Below are 16727 nucleotides of genomic sequence, written 5' to 3' on the forward strand. Positions count from 1 at the left end.
TTCTACTAGTTAGGATGACTTTTCATCAAGTATCGCAGGATATAATGCATGGTATTGCGCAACGACTTGTTTAATTTGATAATTTGCTAAAGCATGGTCACGACCGTGGCTCGCTCTTTCTGCATATTGCTGTGAACTGTAGTTTAATGCCTTATTTATTGCCATTGCTAAAGCCTTTGGATCCTTAGCTGACACTACTTCTCCATAATCCCCCACCAAATATTCACAATCGCCAACATTCGTTGTCACGCAGCAGGTTCCACTAGCCAGTGCCTCCACTAGCACATTAGGTAGCCCCTCTCCCACTGATGATAAAACAAATAAATCAGCCGCAGCCATTAATTGTGGGACATCCTCTCTACTACCTAATAAGAATGTTACCTGTTGCAACTGTGCTTCCTCAATCATTAGCATTAATTCCTTATTAAAGGTATCGATCTCATAGCCAACTAAAAATAAATAAAAGTCTTGTCGAAGCTGACGTAACCATTTTAAACTAGCAATCAAATTTTCATAATCTTTTAAGGGATCCCATCTCCCGACATGCAACAAGATTGGTTGGTTTTTTATACCGAATTGTTCCATATAATAGTATCTTTTTTTACTCGGCATATATTCGTCTGTGTTAATTCCATTAACAATAACGTGATGTTGCTTCCCTTTGTAGCCAATCGCTTCGTGTATTTCCTTTACCTTTGGCCCACACGAAATAATGGCATCCACACGTTTCGACAATCTTGCACAAAGCTTGGCAATAAAAATTGTCCTGCGTTTATTCTCCTTTTTGTTTAAATTACTGTGGTGAATACCCCAAATTAATTTCTTTTTGAGGAAAATGGATAGAATATACCCTAGTAAATTCGCATGATACATCCAAGTTTGAATAATGTCGCTACCTCGACATAATCGATAACAGTCTAGAACAGCCCTTATACTATTACTGCGCATATCACATATAGATACCTTAATATGTAATTGCTGCTCAATTAACTTACCATATGTCCCCATCTCTGTTAAACAGATGACTTCTACCTCATACACATTCCGATCCATATTTTGCAAAAGACGATAAAGCATTGCTTCAGCTCCCCCAAGTCCAATAGTGGTAATGATATGAGTAATTTTAATTTTCTTTTGGATAGTCTCATCCTTTGACTTAAATTTGTTACTTGTAGAGAGCGCATAATTGGCGCGTAACATTTTCTACATCCAGTCCTTTATTGATTATACTGTTTTGGATAATATGTTCATCCAATTTGACATTCTTCTTAGCAATTTGTTGTAGCCAACTATCTATATCGCCCTGTAGATCTAGATAATGTAGTAAATCAATATCAAGGTCTACTTCCCTTGGTAAAGTCGAAGAAACAATGGATGGTGTACCACAAACTTGAGCTTCCAACAGAACAATTCCAAACCCTTCAAAATGAGATGGTAAAATAAATTTATCGAAAAGTTGTAGTAGTTTAATGATATCAGCACGCTGTCCTAAAAACAGAACACAGTCCTCTACGTTTTTTGCTTTTACGAGATCGCGAACTTCCTGTTCTAAGGGGCCATCCCCTATCAAAAATAATTTAAAAGGAACACCTTGTTGTTTTAAATTGCTAGCAAGTTCAATTAAAAAAGAATGGTTCTTAACTTGAACAAAACGCCCAATATGTCCTAATACTAACTCGCCATCTTGGATTTTTAATTTCTTCCTCAAACTCCGCTTCTCTTCATTTGATATGCGTTCAATTTTGGTGCTATCAATCGGATTCGCTATTATTTCAAAAGGTTTTTTATGAAAACAAAATTCTCCTGCTTTTTTACTACAGGCTACCAATTGAGTCGCATTGAAAACACTTAGTTTCTTCAACATGGTTAACATGACTGGATGATTCCACTCTTCTGCAACATTCGTATGACTGTGTAGTACACGGCACTGAACACCTGCTAAACGAGCTGCTAGTAATGTAAAGACTGCTCGATAGCCTGTATGATCATGAACGGCATCATATTGATGTTGTTTAATTATTCGATAAATATTTTTAATATACGAGAGAGGACCCTGTTGCGTAATATATTCCTCATAAAATATCTTTGCATCTTGTTGTAATAAAATATCATGGTATGGCCCTTTATTAAACGACACAAAATCAAAATGATATAATGATTTGTTTGTATTCATTAAGATGTCTACAATCATCGTGGTAATACCACCATAATCTGTTGTTGGAATAATATGCAGGATTTTTTTCACAGCTATATTCTCACCCTTATTCTTTTCCGTAATAATACTCGTACGTACTACCTTTTATCTTATAATTATTCAAGATGACCCCTAAAATATTGGCTTTGGAAACCGTTAATATGGATTTTGATTTTATAACAGCGGCTTTCCCAACCACCCCTGTGTTGACGATTAACAGGGTGCCATCACATTTATTTGATAAAATTTGTGCATCCGATAAAAAGAGTAATGGTGGTGCATCCAATATAATGATATCGTATAGATCTTTCACTTCAGCTAAAAACGAGGTCATCGTTTCAGAAGCTAGCAACTCTGTAGGATTGGGCGGAATGGCCCCACTCGAAATGATATCCACTCCTTCAACAAAGGTTTCTTGAATAACTTCCTGTAGTGTAGATTGGCGTGATAACACAGAGGAAAGTCCCGAAATATTGTCAAGATAGAATGTATGATGCAAAGTTGGTTTACGCATATCTGCATCTACAATGAGGACATTTTTACCCTCTTGCGCAAATACGACACCGATATTTGCTGCATTTGTAGATTTTCCTTCACCAGCGATAGAGGAGGTTACTAAAATAGTTCTCACATCTCGATTAGGTTGCGAGAATTTAATATTTGCCCGGATCGTACGATATTGCTCGGAAGGAATGGATGTCATATCAGAAACGGTAATCAGCTTACGAGCCATTGTTGATTTTTTTGTTTTTCTTTTGGAAAATATTACGACGACCCCCTGTTTCTAGATTTTTTTCTAGTAGGCATTTCTATATTACTGACAACCCCAATCACTGGTAATGATAAAACCTCAATATCTTGTTCTGTTTTAATAGTCCTATCAATTGTTTCTAAAAAATAAGCAAGCACCATCGCCAAACTGAAACCAGTGATGGCTGCTATGATAAGATTTAACAGTTTATTTGGCTTAACAGGTACTGGATGCTCACTATTTTGTGCAACAAAAAGAATATTAATATTGTCTACATGCATTAATACAGGGATTTCCTCTTTAAATATTTCTGCTATCGTATTAGCTATTTTTACTGCCCTCTCACTATTTTCATCTTGTACTCGAATGTTCACCACTTGGGAATTATTGGCGCTAGAAACTTCAATTTGCCTCATTAATTTCTCTGGCGTCGTATCAAGTACTAGCACTTCAATAACCTTCGCTAAAATAACAGGGCTTTTGATAATGACATTGTACGTATTAATTAACCGAAGATCCGTATCTACATTCTGTGCCCCTACTAGTTGCTGATTTTCATAGCTTTTTTGATTGACCAATATTTGGGTTTCCGCTTCATAAATGGGTGTTTGAATAAAGTAACTTATCAATAAAGCAACGCCTATTGATAGAATAGTGAGCATTAGGATAAGGAGCCAACGTTTTAGTATTACTTTTACTAGACTTTGTATTGTCATTTCTTCATTCAAAATGGATCCCCTCCTAATTGGCAAATGTGCGCAATGCTAATAAAGTATATTAAACAAGCCTATTGGTTATTCAGATGTAATTGTGATTTTGCCTTTATTATAAATAGTGCCACTCACAACAAATACAAGAATATGAAGCATATTAAAATATAGTATTTCAAATGTAGAAACCCCTAGAGCGGCTACCATTACTAAGCCCGTAAACACGATTGCTTGTTCATTCATATGACGATACCCTTTGACGATTGCCAATAAAAACAAACAATAGCTAATCAATGCCAGCAATCCTGTTTCTTGTACAATATTTATAAATGTATTATGGGCATGAGCAACACCTATCGACCACAGTGATTCAACACCGTGTCCCCAGAAACGAAAATGCTCTATAACATAATGCCAAATTTCAAGACGACCATCTGTTATGTTCGTCGACTTTTTTTCCATTTTCGATAAAATACTTTGTACAGCCTCTTGCATTATGTCCAATTTGATCATCACTATCACCAACACTAAACCTGCACCTACAAAGAGTAAAATCAATTTTAAGAGTGCTAAAAAGGTTTTGTTCATGCTTTTGACAATACAAAAAAATACAACAACTGTGGCAATAGAAACCGTTAACAAGGAAGTGCGGGCATTTGATAGCAAGATGACATACAAAGTAAATATATAAACGGTCATATAAAGAATAAAAGACCATATGTAGTTTACCTGTTGTTGTCCATGTAGCATCTGCATTGCCACCTTATACAATCTCATGAGTACAACGATCATTAAACCAATCATTGAAAACCCCATCGTATTTGGGTTCTCAAATACACCTGAAAAAGCTGAAAACATATAATTTGCTTGCTGAAAACATAAAGCTAAAAATGGTATATAGGCCATTAAAACACTATTCAAAACAATTTCTATTACCTGTTCTTTGACAAGATCATTAAAAAAAATTGAAACTGCTATGAACATGCACATTAATTGTAGACTGTTTTTCAGGAGAACCATATCCTGATTCACCCCTGCTGATATCACACAAAAAAAAGTATACATACTAAAAAAAACACTAGCTTGTACATTGTGAATGAATATTTTTTTATGGATGAAAAAAGAGACGAGTATGATTAACAGGCTGATTAATAAGGATAACTTATGGAAAATACCAGCGACAGGCTGCATCAGGCTCATAAAAACAAGTAAGCTAAACAGTAATGTATAGAGCAATTGCATCTTTTTTCACGCTCAATTCTAACAAAGACGTTTAAAATATAAGCCATCGTTTCTTTATAGCCATATCATCTAACTCAAGTGGCAAAATAGGCTTGTTCGCTAAAACTCTTGCATTATTATCTAAGAGGCGAGTGATTGTATCTATTTCTTTCTTTTTCTCCAGATAGTGCAGTGCTGATTGAAAGAAGAAACTTCTTTTTTGTAAATCATGTACGTCTGAGCCAATCGTATGAATGTAATTTGCTCTCACTAAAGCAAGGGATAAACGTTGTATGTCCTTTCCATATAATCCTGTTAAACTACCTGTTGTCAATTGTGTCAATACTCCCTGTTGAATAAGGGCCTCTAGTTTCTTTGGGTTTTCTTTAATGGCAAAATTTCGTTCTGGATGAGCTAAGATTGGTATATAGCCAAATGTTTTTAAGCTCCTTATCATCTCTATCGTATAAGCCGGAATAGTGCTCGAAGGAAGTTCTAATAAGATATATTTTGACTGTGCTAATGGATGAAGTTGCTGTTGTTGTAGTAATGTTGGGAGATTATCATGTAAGCGAATTTCGTGGCCTGTATGGAGTGTAATTGGAATTTGATGATGATGTAATAATTGTTGTAAATCATTTACTTGCTCTACCACTTTTCTATAAGTGACATGATATTGTGGGTGTCTAGCATGGGATGTACAAATAATCTCTGTAATCCCTTCTTTAGCAGCTTGCCTTAGCATTTCCAAGGAATCCATCTCATTTTTTGGTCCATCATCCACATCATATAAGATATGTGCATGGATATCGATCATGATTATCACATCTTTCATCGTTAATCAAAATCTAGCCTTGTTCTTTTTTATGATGGATGCTCCTCAAACATGACTCTACCTCTACTAAAAAAGAGGCTCTCTAGATAATAATCTAAAGAAACCTCTAACATTCAATATTATTTCGCATACTCCACAGCACGTGTTTCGCGAATGACTGTTACTTTAATATGACCTGGATAATCTAACTCTTCCTCAATACGTTTACGGATATCTCGTGCAAGACGATGAGATGCTAAATCATCAATTTTTTCAGGTTGTACAATAATACGAATTTCACGTCCAGCTTGAATAGCAAAAGATTTTTCTACACCATCATAGCTTTCTGAAATTTCCTCTAACTTTTCAAGTCTGCGGATATAGTTTTCAAGTGTTTCACTACGTGCACCTGGGCGAGCTGCTGATAATGCATCAGCCGCTGCAACTAATACCGCAATAACAGATGTTGCTTCAGTATCACCATGATGCGAAGCAATACTGTTGATAACAACCGGATGTTCCTTATATTTCGTTGCTAGTTCCACACCGATTTCAACGTGGCTACCTTCAACTTCATGGTCAATTGCTTTCCCAATATCATGTAATAAGCCTGCACGACGAGCTAACGCTACATCTTCACCAAGTTCAGCAGCAAGTAATCCTGCTAAATGTGCGACTTCAATTGAATGTTTTAGGACGTTTTGTCCATAGCTTGTACGATATTTCATACGGCCTAAAATTTTCATTAAATCTGGATGTAAATTATGAATGCCAATTTCAAATGTAGTTTGCTCACCTGTTTCGCGGATTTGTTCATCCACTTCACGTCGAGCTTTCTCCACCATTTCCTCAATGCGAGCTGGGTGGATGCGACCATCCTGTACAAGTTTTTCAAGTGCAAGTCGAGCCGTTTCACGACGAATTGGATCAAAGCCTGATAATATAACCGCTTCAGGAGTATCATCAATAATTAAATCAATCCCTGTTAATGTTTCCAATGTGCGGATATTACGGCCTTCACGACCAATAATACGACCTTTCATTTCATCATTTGGCAAGTTCACAACAGATACAGTTGTTTCTGCTACATGATCTGCCGCAAAGCGTTGTAATGCTAATGATAAAATTTCACGTGCTTTCTTATCTGAGTCTTCTTTCGCACGTGTTTCAGCTTCCTTCGTCATCACAGCAATATCAGTCGCTAACTCTTTTTCTACTTCATTTAGGATAACTGTTTTAGCTTCATCTCTAGTTAAAGCAGAAATACGTTCTAGCTCTGTTTTTTGTAGTGCTACGAGCTCGTCCACTTTGCTCTCCATCTGTTCAATATGCTGTTGTCTTTCAGCTAGAGCTTGTTCTTTACGCTCTAAGCCTGCTTCTCTCTTATTTAGAGCATCATCCTTGCGATCAAGATTTTCTTCTCTTTGCAATAAACGGTTCTCTTGTTTTTGAAGTTCTAAACGACGTTCACGAATGTCATTTTCGGCTTCAGTACGAAATTTGTGAGTTTCATCTTTGGCTTCAAGTAGTGCTTCTTTCTTCATTGCCTCCGCTTCTCGTTTTCCTTCTTCAACGATTGTTTCAGCAACATGTTTAGCACCAGTGATTTTTGAGTCATTCACTTTTTTCATGTAGATATAGCTAACAGCGGCACCAACGATGAGTCCAAGCAAAGCGGAGATGATAGTAATTCCATCCATATGAACACCTCCTCTTGCTATTTGGGTATTACTGTTTCAGTCGGCGCATACATCTATCGCGCCTTGGCGAAATTGCGCCAGATTTTGATTGAATTTACACAAAATCCGTTCTATTAGCCAAAGGCTCTAGCTTCATTTAGTAGGTGTTTAGACATCTATATGAAAGGGAAAATCTCAACAATATTCTAAATGTGTGATGTCCATTTCACTAGAAAACACTAGGTAAATGAAGATAAAATGTACTGCCTATTTAAAGTCATAATTCAGAAATTATACATATTTAATTGTATAGCTAGCCTTAAGCTCTGTCAAGGATAGTCGGTCGTCTGTTCGCCCTTCAGCCAAAAAAAGTAAGTCCTATCCATTCGGTTATTTTTCACCCTATTACTTTTACACTAGAAAAAATTTCATCTTAAATACAATTAATATAAAAACAGTACATAAGAAATAACACCTTGAGATAGACGGCATTACTCTTATTATGGGTAAAAGTTTAAGAATATAGACAAAAAAAAGCATTGTTCCCTCAAAAAATGGGAACAATGCAATCGTTTATTATTCTTCTTCAAGAAGTAACATCAATTCTTCATCCATCTCTTCTTCATCATGAGCAGCAATTGTGTAAGAAGAAGCTGCAATACCATAAGAAGCTCGAATTTTATTTGCGATGTCTTCCATAACAGCAACATTTTCTTTTAAATATTGTTTAGCATTTTCTCGACCTTGACCTAGACGTTCATCACCATATGCATACCAAGAACCACTTTTTTGGACAATATCTAATTCTACACCTAAATCAACTGTTTCGCCTTCTTTAGAAATACCTTCACCATACATAATATCCACTTCAGCAGTACGGAAAGGCGGCGCTACTTTATTTTTAACAATTTTAATTTTTGTACGGTTACCAACAATATCATTACCTTGTTTAATAGCTTCTGCTCGACGCACTTCTAAACGGACAGAGCTATAGAATTTAAGAGCTCGTCCACCTGGTGTTGTTTCAGGGTTTCCGAACATGACACCAATTTTTTCACGAACTTGGTTAATGAAAATAGCAATCGTTTTTGATTTATTAATCGCACCTGAAAGTTTACGTAATGCCTGAGACATTAAACGTGCTTGTAGGCCGACATGAGAATCACCCATATCCCCTTCAATTTCAGCTTTTGGTACTAAAGCAGCAACGGAGTCAATAACGATAATATCAATAGCACCACTACGCACTAATGCTTCTGCAATTTCAAGTGCTTGCTCCCCTGTATCTGGCTGTGAAAGTAATAGCTCGTCAATATCGACGCCTAATTTTTGCGCATAAACTGGATCTAATGCATGCTCTGCATCGATAAATGCAGCTTGTCCACCTTTTGCTTGAACTTCCGCAATGGCATGAAGCGCAACCGTTGTTTTACCAGATGATTCTGGGCCGTATACTTCAATAATACGTCCACGTGGATATCCGCCTACTCCTAATGCTGCATCAAGTGCTAACGAACCACTTGAAGATGTCGCAATTTCTAAATCGGTTTTTTCGCCGAGTTTCATGATAGAACCTTTACCAAAATTCTTTTCAATTTGCTTTAGAGCCTGTTCTAAGGCTGCTTTACGATCACTCATTCATTTTCCTCCTTCGAAAACTGTTCACTGTTTTTGTCTATCTCTACTATACTTGTTTTTGAGAAAACACGCAAGAAAAAAGCGAACATTTATTCGACTTTTCTTCAAAATAAAAATTTGGATAGTTTTCCTCTACCCAAATTCCTATTTTTTACTCTATCTATATCGTTTTGTATATCCACGCTCTTCTAATAACTGCATTAAATAATGGCATGTAAATTTCACTGCACGAAGTCGATTCGTATTGCGCATGCCAGATAAATGAAGTAAATATGTAAGTGGCTCCTCATCCTCAATGGCAATACCTATCCAAACCGTACCTACAGGTTGGTGATCATGCGCAGTAGGGCCTGCTTCGCCCGTAAGACCAATGCCAATATTCGTTGAAAACTTTTCACGTACAGCACTGGCCATTGCCGCTGCACACTCGCTGCTGACAACACCATGTGTATCAATTAATTCTTGTGAAATACCAAGCTGTTTTACTTTCGCATCTGCTGCATACGTAACAATGCCTCCGATAAGTGCATTGCCTACTCCGGGAATTTCAGCAAGTTCAGATTGAAATAACCCAGCGGTTAAACTTTCTGCAGCTGCAATTGTTAGCTTATTATCAAGTAACATTTCAACTGTTTTAGATGCAAGTGAATCATCATCTACACCATATTGATACTCTCCAACTAGTGCCTGTATCTCTGCAACTTTTGCAGCAATTAACTGTTGAGCTTGTTGCTCTGTTGCTGCTTTAGCTGTCACGCGCAATGTTACCTCTCCATCAGAAGCAAGTGGAGCAACCGTTGGATTTGTTTGTGCATCTAATATACTTTGAACACGTACTTCGAGCTCGGCCTCACCAATGCCATAAAAACGCATGACATGAGATGCAATGATCCCTCCATCATTCAGCATCGCTGCTAGCTTAGGTTTGGCCTCAAATTGAAACATTGGTTCTAGCTCTTTTGGAGGTCCTGGAAGTAAAATATAGGTACGATCATTCTTTGTTAAAATCATACCAGGAGCCATGCCATGGTGATTGGCTAGCACTTCACTACCAGCTAAAATTAATGCCTGTTTACGATTATTCTCCGTCATTGGACGTCCTCGTTTGGCAAAAAATTGCTCAATATACGTTAATGCCACTTCGTCAAATTCAAGAGAAACACCGAGGTGACGTGCAATCGTTTCCTTCGTTAAATCATCCTTCGTAGGTCCAAGCCCTCCCGAAAAAATAATGAGATCAGCACGAGACTCCGCCACTTCAATAGCTTGTTCTAACCGTTGCGCATTATCTCCAACTACTGTGTGATAAAAAACGTTTATACCAAGCTCTGATAACTGACTTGAGATAAATCTCGCATTTGTATTCGTAATTTGACCTAATAATAACTCAGAGCCAACAGCAAGAATTTCAGCATTCATGATTCACAAGACCTTTCTTATTTAGACTCAAGTAAAACACGTCTGTTTAGATAGAAATAATCCCACCCAGACCAAAGCGTAAAGAACAATGCAATATAAAGCATGATCATATCAAATGGAATACCAATTAGTGTAAAGATTGTATTGTGTAAAAGAGCAGCAGCAATCGCTACAATTTGTGCCCAAGTTTTTATTTTACCGAGCTGATTAGCAGCTACAACTTCTCCTCCACCTGCCAAAATTAGACGTAAGCCAGTTACTGCAAATTCACGGCTAATAATAATGATAATGATCCAGGCAGGCGCCATATCAAGTTCTACCATTAAAATAAAGGCTGCTGAGACAAGTAATTTGTCAGCTAAGGGATCTAAAAATTTCCCAAACGTTGTCACAAGATTATACTTACGTGCATAATAACCATCCACCCAATCAGTTGTTGAAGCAAAGATAAAAATAAGTGCACCTATAAAATGATGGATTGGCATCTCTGCACCAAATAGTGTCAATGTTCCCCAGCCGAAATCAAACATCATAACAATGACAAAGAATGGAATAAGCAAGATTCGAGAGATGGTAATTTTATTTGGAATATTCATTTTTCTAACACCTTTCATGATGAAAGAAAGTAGCCATCAGATGATGACTACTGTTCTTTATTGAAATTGATGACGATATTTTGCGTTACAATTTGTTGTGCATACGTTAGAGGTTCGTCATTAATATAGATTTTAGCCTGTGTTGAATTACCAAGACGGATACGTACATAATTTTGCGCTGTAGCGTCATATTCAATTACTTCACCAGCATTATAGACACGTGTATCTGTTAATAATTCTTGTTGTTGTTGGTCACGAATACCAACAAAAGTAGGACCTGATACTTCGACTTTAATTTTCATAGTCTTTGTACCTGTTAACGTATAAGAAGTTGTCGCTCCATCTGTCTCAATAGTACCCGCAGAAATTGTTTGTTTCATCTCTTCAGTTTGATCTGTTTGATCTTCATCAATTGGTGTTTCATCTGTAGAGTTTGTATCTTCTTTATCATTTTTTTGTGCATCTTTATTTTCTTTGTCTTTTTTATCTTTTTCACTATCAATTGGCTTAACATTTGTATCATATTCCATCTCAGGAGTTGGATTTACTTCTTCGCTTGTCCCTGAACTGTTTTTTGATTGCCATAGTATCCATATAGCTACAATGATAACAACAATAAATAAAGCAACAATGATTTTGGGCATTGCCTCCATCATTTTGTTGGAAGGGCCTTTCGATACCTTTCTTCTGCTAGGACTATTCGACATAGATTGACTTAATTGATCATTTGGAGTGCTTGGCAGTTCATTTTTATATGTCTCTAAAATTTCTTCAGCGTCCAAACCAACCGCTTCTGCATATTGTTTAATAAAAGCTCGTACATAAAACGAACCAGGCATAATAGAATAATTGCCTTCTTCAATTCCTACTAAATAACGCTTTTGAATTTTCGTTATTTCTTGTAAATCGTCTAAGCTGTAGCCTTTAGACAGTCTCGCCTCTTTTAGTCGAGTACCTAATTCTGCCACTAATAACACCTACTTTAACATCAAATTAAAAATTAAATCCTCCAAATGAATCGGATTCGGACATGTGATTTTTTTCCATTATCTCATAGGTAATTTCTTCATCTGTGTGATGACGCAGTTCAATAATATAATCAAAATCCTCTATTTTATATTCAGAATGCTGAACGAACATATCTGGATGCTCTACAACTTTAATACATGGCATATTCATCATTTCACGCACTAATTGCAGATGTCGCTCATCAGTTGAACGTCGAGTCACAATACCATCTAGAATAAAAATATTGTTACGACTAAATTCATCACCCACAAGCTTATTTCGAACTGTTTGTTTAATCATTGTAGACGATAAAAAAATCCACTTTTTATTGGCACAGACACTTGCAGCTACAATGGATTCGGTTTTCCCAACACGTGGCATGCCACGTATACCAATTAGCTTATGTCCTTCTTTTTTAAAGAGTTCCGCCATAAAATCGACTAAAATACCAAGTTCGTCTCTTACGAAGTGGAAAGTGTTTTTTTCGTCTGCATCTCGAGGAATATAGCGACCATGCCTAATGGCTAGACGATCACGAAGTTTTGGTTGTCGAAATTTGGTTACGTTAATATGTTCCATTGTCGAAACGATTGTACGAAATCGTTCAATCGCCTCATCATTGTCTGTATGCACTAACATACCACGTCGATCCTCGTCGACACCATTTATTGAAATAATATTGACACGAAGCATCCCTAAAAGTGAAGCAATATCTCCTAATAATCCAGGGCGATTCACCTGAATTTCATATTCAAAGTACCAATCGCTCAACACACTCGTTCCCTTCCTATTAGTTAACGTAAAAAATCCTTTATAAGTTCCATCATAGCTGATTTTTTATGTAATGGAAAGTTAGAATACATGGAATTACGACGTTATTTACTAATTTTTTTTGGTGTTCGCAGATTAGGCTTACATACGTTCTCATTTTCAACGATAAATAGCTTTTTTATATAGAAAAAAGAGGAGATAGGCTCTCCTCTTTTATTTACTGCACATGCTTATTTTGTACAAGTTTAATGACACAATTCGCTAATGCATGCTTCTCATCTTCAGAGGCAACGCCCCATAAATCCGACAGCACTCGCTCTTGTTCGTTCTTAGGGTCGACATTTGTCGCCAAATACTCACCAATTTGGACAGCAGCCGTTTGAATCATTTTCTTTGGCATGCCGCTTGATTCAGCTTGCATAACGTTTTGCCCTAAAAACGATGTCCATTTTTGCCAGTTTTCTAAAATGGTCATATGTTCCTCCTCCTTTACATTTGTAGTATGTGCAGAAGAGAATATTATATGTACCAACCACCATTTAATCTTATGATTTGTCCTGTGACATAATCAGCTTTACCAGACAAATAAAAACGAACCATTTCAGCTACATCCGTAGTTTGTCCGATGGTGCCTAAAGGAATATCCTCTAAAATATAGTCTAGCTCCACTTGACTTAAATGGCTGTTCATTGACGTATTGATAAAACCAGGAGCGATGGCATTTACACGAATTTGAGATAGTGCTGCCTCTTTCGCATAGGATTTAACAAAAGCATGCTGGGCACCTTTAACCGTAGCATAAAGTGCTTCACCCGCTGAGCCAGCCTCTCCCCAAATTGAACCAATAAATAGTACATAGCTTACATCATGTTGTCGCAGCTTTTTAGAAAGTAAAGCAGTCAAACGCATTGGATTTTGAACATGAACACGCCATAAGGCTTCCATATCCTCCACTGATGTATCTTCAAGCAATGAATAATGGGCTTGTCCATTAGCAAAGACAATGGCCTGCACATTAAAAATTTGTGCTGCGACCATTTCTGCTCCTTTTATGGTTGAAAAATCCCCCTGAACAAGCATAAACTCTTGTGCAGGGAAAGATGTAGTAAGCGAATCACATAAACTCTGTGCCGCATTCTTATTTTGTGAATAATGCACATAGATGGACCAACCGTCTTCAGCTAAGCTTTGACAAATAGCACGACCAATCTCACCTGATGCACCTAAAACAAGGGCAAATTTTTTCACTGTGCTCCCTGCTTGCTTGGTAAAATTTTAAAAACAGTTTGTTGAGATTCACCTTGAATAGAAGCAAATGCTTTCTTTAAATCCTCAACTGTTAATGTCTCTAGTACTGGTACAACATCAAATAAATTCATGTCATTAAAGGAATAGCGTGTAAATTGGTTTGCAATAAATTCAATTGAATTAAGCGCACGTAAGAAGAATCCAATTTTTTTACGTTTGATACGGTCCAAATCAGCACTTTCAAAGTGTGCATTTCCATCATACTTTGCTAGTTCTTCCTTAATTGCCTTTGATAACCCATCTGGCTCTGTTGAATCAGAACCAATCATGGCAAAGCCAAAACCATTTTCTAAAGTAAAATCAAATGCATAGGTTTCATCGATTAATCCTTCTTCATAGACACGTTCATAAAAACTTGATGTGCGTCCGAAAATAAGCTCAAGCGCAATTTGCACAGATAGCTCATGTTTTAACATTTCCTGACCTGATAAATTAGTTTCTTTTGCTTTCAAACCGACATATACTTTTGGCTTTTGAACATCCATATTTAATGTACGTTCTTTAATTGCAACCTCTGTTGGTTCTTTATCGAAGAAACGTTGAATCGGCGTAGGCTCCGGAAACTCTTTTTTACCTTGATTGTCACGAATAAAAGTCATCATTTGCTCTGGATCCACAGCGCCAATAACAAATAACAGCATATTAGATGGATGATAAAATGTGTTGTAACATGTATATAGATGCTCAGCTGTAATACCATCAATCGATTCAATTGTACCTGCAATATCTATTTTCACTGGATGATGATGATACATATTTTCAATCGTACCAAAGTATAAACGCCAATCGGGCTGATCATCATACATGGTAATTTCTTGCCCAATAATTCCTTTTTCTTTGTTGACAGTAGCTTCAGTGAAATATGGCTCTTGTACAAAATTTAATAAAGTTTCTGTACTTTTATAAATATTGTCAGTAGAAGAAAATAAATAAGCCGTACGTGTGAACGATGTAAAGGCATTAGCCGAAGCGCCGTACTCACTAAACTTTTGGAAAACATCCCCATCTTCTTTTTCAAACATTTTATGCTCTAAAAAGTGAGCAATGCCATCTGGCACAGTGATACTTTCCGTTTCACCAATGGGCACAAACGTACGATCAACAGAGCCGTATTTTGTTGTAAATGTAACAAATGTTTTGGAAAAGCCTTTTTTTGGCAAAATATAAACATCTAAGCCATTGTCTAGCTTTTCATAATAAAGTGTTTCATCTAATTGTTTAAATTCAATTGTTTTCATTGTGCCGCTTGCTCCTTTCCACATAAGAAATAAACTGCTTCAAGCTGCACTTGCTTTGCCATTGCAACAACATCTTCCTTTGTTACAGCTTTCCACTTATTTGCCCAAGTTTCAACAGAGAATTCCTCAGGTAAGTCTTTATATTGATCAAAAATTTCGATTTGTCCACGAGCAGAATCTAGCGACTCTTTAAGCTGATTCGTCAGCATAGCTTTTGTTTGCTCCAGCTCTAAATCAGTAATATCTCCAGCCTGCATGACAGCAAGTTGCTCTTTAATTAGCGTTAGAGCTTTTTCTTCATTTTTAGGCTCGATACCAGAGACAACAAAAACGAGACCGTAATGCGATGCGTATGAACTTGATGCATAATAAGCAAGGCTCTCTTTTTCACGAACATTCATAAACAATTTAGCATGTGGATAGCCACCAAAAATGCCATTAAAAATTTGCATTTTAGCAAAGTCCGCATCACCAAATCTTACTGGTGTGCTAAAGCCAATATGGAGCTTACCTTGCTTCATTTCATGCTGTTCTCTAACATAATCATTGTCAGGGTGTTTTTGGGGAAGTACCGCCGGAACTTCTTCAGGTGTGCGATCTTTAAATGGTAGCGCCTTTTTTAATTTTGCGACGACTTCCTCTTCATTAATATCACCAGCAACATAAATATCAATTTTATCGTTAGCTAGCATGGATTGATACGCCTCATATAAGGAAGCCGGTGTAATTTTTTGAATTTCCTCTACACTACCATTTGCTGAAATCGATGCAGGCTCATTTGGTCTTAAAATTTGTTGTAAACGGAACTGAGCAAAGCGGGATTTATCGTCAAATATAGATTCAATACGCTGAATAACTGTTTTCTTTTCACGTTCAACAATTGATTCCTTAAAGGCAGCATTTTCTAAATTAGGCTCAAAAATAGCCGTGTGCAATAAACCAAGTACGTCGTTTAACACACTTGTATTCGCAAGATAATGGTCATTTACAGTCTCTACATTTAGTAGCACCGTATGCTCATTCCCTCGCTTCGATGTATCAAAATATAAAACAGTGCCGTACAAGTCATCTAAAAAGCTACGAAATGCAGCAGTTGTCTTATATTTAGCATTACTGTGCTGCAGTACATTGGTTAACACTGTACGTTCTGATGCACTTTTAGCCGTTAATGCTCTTCTCCATTTTATCGAAAAATTTACAGTTTTAAATTGGGTTGTTTGTCGGATATGCAAATTGACACCTTTTGCAAAAGGTATTGTTTTAAACATATAAAAACCCTCCTATCCTTCTTAATATAACGATGTACTACACATACTATACATGTCTATTGTCTATAATTGCAAAAGGAATCCAAAGTATGTATGGGAAAAATTAATAATT

16 protein-coding genes are annotated in these 16727 nt (G+C 36.8%); all 16 read right to left on the bottom strand.

The window, feature by feature from the left end:
• Positions 1-9: 9 nt before the first annotated feature.
• Positions 10-1200: a glycosyltransferase gene (locus ABC382_RS10095; protein WP_412926795.1), complete on the bottom strand. Its 1191-nt coding sequence runs from the start codon at positions 1198-1200 to the stop codon at positions 10-12.
• A complete protein-coding gene (locus tag ABC382_RS10100; RefSeq protein ID WP_412926796.1) occupies positions 1166-2245 on the bottom strand; it encodes a glycosyltransferase in 1080 nt (359 codons plus the stop codon). The genes ABC382_RS10095 and ABC382_RS10100 overlap by 35 nt, the downstream gene beginning before the upstream one ends.
• A gap of 16 nt (positions 2246-2261) precedes the next feature.
• Positions 2262-2960, bottom strand: coding sequence for a CpsD/CapB family tyrosine-protein kinase (locus tag ABC382_RS10105; RefSeq protein WP_274797281.1), 699 nt, complete (start codon positions 2958-2960; stop codon positions 2262-2264).
• The gene (locus ABC382_RS10110) at positions 2960-3673 is read right to left on the bottom strand and encodes a YveK family protein (protein ID WP_412926797.1); all 714 of its coding nucleotides are present in this window, start codon (positions 3671-3673) and stop codon (positions 2960-2962) included. The genes ABC382_RS10105 and ABC382_RS10110 overlap by 1 nt, the downstream gene beginning before the upstream one ends.
• 66 nt (positions 3674-3739) lie before the next feature.
• Positions 3740-4675: an O-antigen ligase family protein gene (locus ABC382_RS10115; RefSeq protein WP_412926798.1), complete on the bottom strand. Its 936-nt coding sequence runs from the start codon at positions 4673-4675 to the stop codon at positions 3740-3742.
• 253 nt (positions 4676-4928) lie between these two features.
• Complete coding sequence (locus ABC382_RS10120; protein ID WP_412926799.1) at positions 4929-5693, bottom strand: tyrosine-protein phosphatase; 765 nt, start codon at positions 5691-5693, stop codon at positions 4929-4931.
• Positions 5694-5830: 137 nt separating this feature from the next.
• Positions 5831-7390 carry a ribonuclease Y gene (gene rny / locus ABC382_RS10125; RefSeq protein WP_274796045.1) on the bottom strand — a complete coding sequence of 520 codons (1560 nt, stop codon included), beginning with the start codon at positions 7388-7390 and terminating at the stop codon, positions 5831-5833.
• Between the two features lie 555 nt (positions 7391-7945).
• Positions 7946-9007: a recombinase RecA gene (gene recA / locus ABC382_RS10130; protein WP_274796044.1), complete on the bottom strand. Its 1062-nt coding sequence runs from the start codon at positions 9005-9007 to the stop codon at positions 7946-7948.
• A gap of 156 nt (positions 9008-9163) precedes the next feature.
• Positions 9164-10426, bottom strand: coding sequence for a competence/damage-inducible protein A (locus tag ABC382_RS10135; protein WP_274796042.1), 1263 nt, complete (start codon positions 10424-10426; stop codon positions 9164-9166).
• 17 nt (positions 10427-10443) lie between these two features.
• Positions 10444-11022 carry a CDP-diacylglycerol--glycerol-3-phosphate 3-phosphatidyltransferase gene (pgsA, locus tag ABC382_RS10140; RefSeq protein WP_274796041.1) on the bottom strand — a complete coding sequence of 193 codons (579 nt, stop codon included), beginning with the start codon at positions 11020-11022 and terminating at the stop codon, positions 10444-10446.
• A 47-nt stretch (positions 11023-11069) separates the two neighbouring features.
• A complete protein-coding gene (locus ABC382_RS10145; protein WP_274796040.1) occupies positions 11070-11999 on the bottom strand; it encodes a helix-turn-helix domain-containing protein in 930 nt (309 codons plus the stop codon).
• A gap of 16 nt (positions 12000-12015) precedes the next feature.
• A complete protein-coding gene (locus tag ABC382_RS10150) occupies positions 12016-12801 on the bottom strand; it encodes a DUF3388 domain-containing protein (protein WP_274797280.1) in 786 nt (261 codons plus the stop codon).
• A 217-nt stretch (positions 12802-13018) separates the two neighbouring features.
• Complete coding sequence (locus tag ABC382_RS10155; protein WP_004224939.1) at positions 13019-13276, bottom strand: DUF3243 domain-containing protein; 258 nt, start codon at positions 13274-13276, stop codon at positions 13019-13021.
• 44 nt (positions 13277-13320) lie between these two features.
• Complete coding sequence (gene ymfI, locus ABC382_RS10160; protein ID WP_274796039.1) at positions 13321-14049, bottom strand: elongation factor P 5-aminopentanone reductase; 729 nt, start codon at positions 14047-14049, stop codon at positions 13321-13323.
• Positions 14046-15347 (bottom strand): EF-P 5-aminopentanol modification-associated protein YfmH, encoded by a 1302-nt coding sequence (gene yfmH, locus ABC382_RS10165; protein WP_274796038.1) that lies wholly within the window; start codon positions 15345-15347, stop codon positions 14046-14048. The genes ymfI and yfmH overlap by 4 nt, the downstream gene beginning before the upstream one ends.
• A complete protein-coding gene (gene yfmF, locus ABC382_RS10170) occupies positions 15344-16615 on the bottom strand; it encodes an EF-P 5-aminopentanol modification-associated protein YfmF (protein WP_407133082.1) in 1272 nt (423 codons plus the stop codon). Before yfmF ends, yfmH begins: the two co-directional genes overlap by 4 nt.
• Between the last annotated feature and the right edge of the window lie 112 nt (positions 16616-16727).

Origin of the sequence: Lysinibacillus phoenicis, assembly GCF_047238325.1 — a bacterium.
Lineage (GTDB): Bacteria > Bacillota > Bacilli > Bacillales_A > Planococcaceae > Lysinibacillus > Lysinibacillus irui.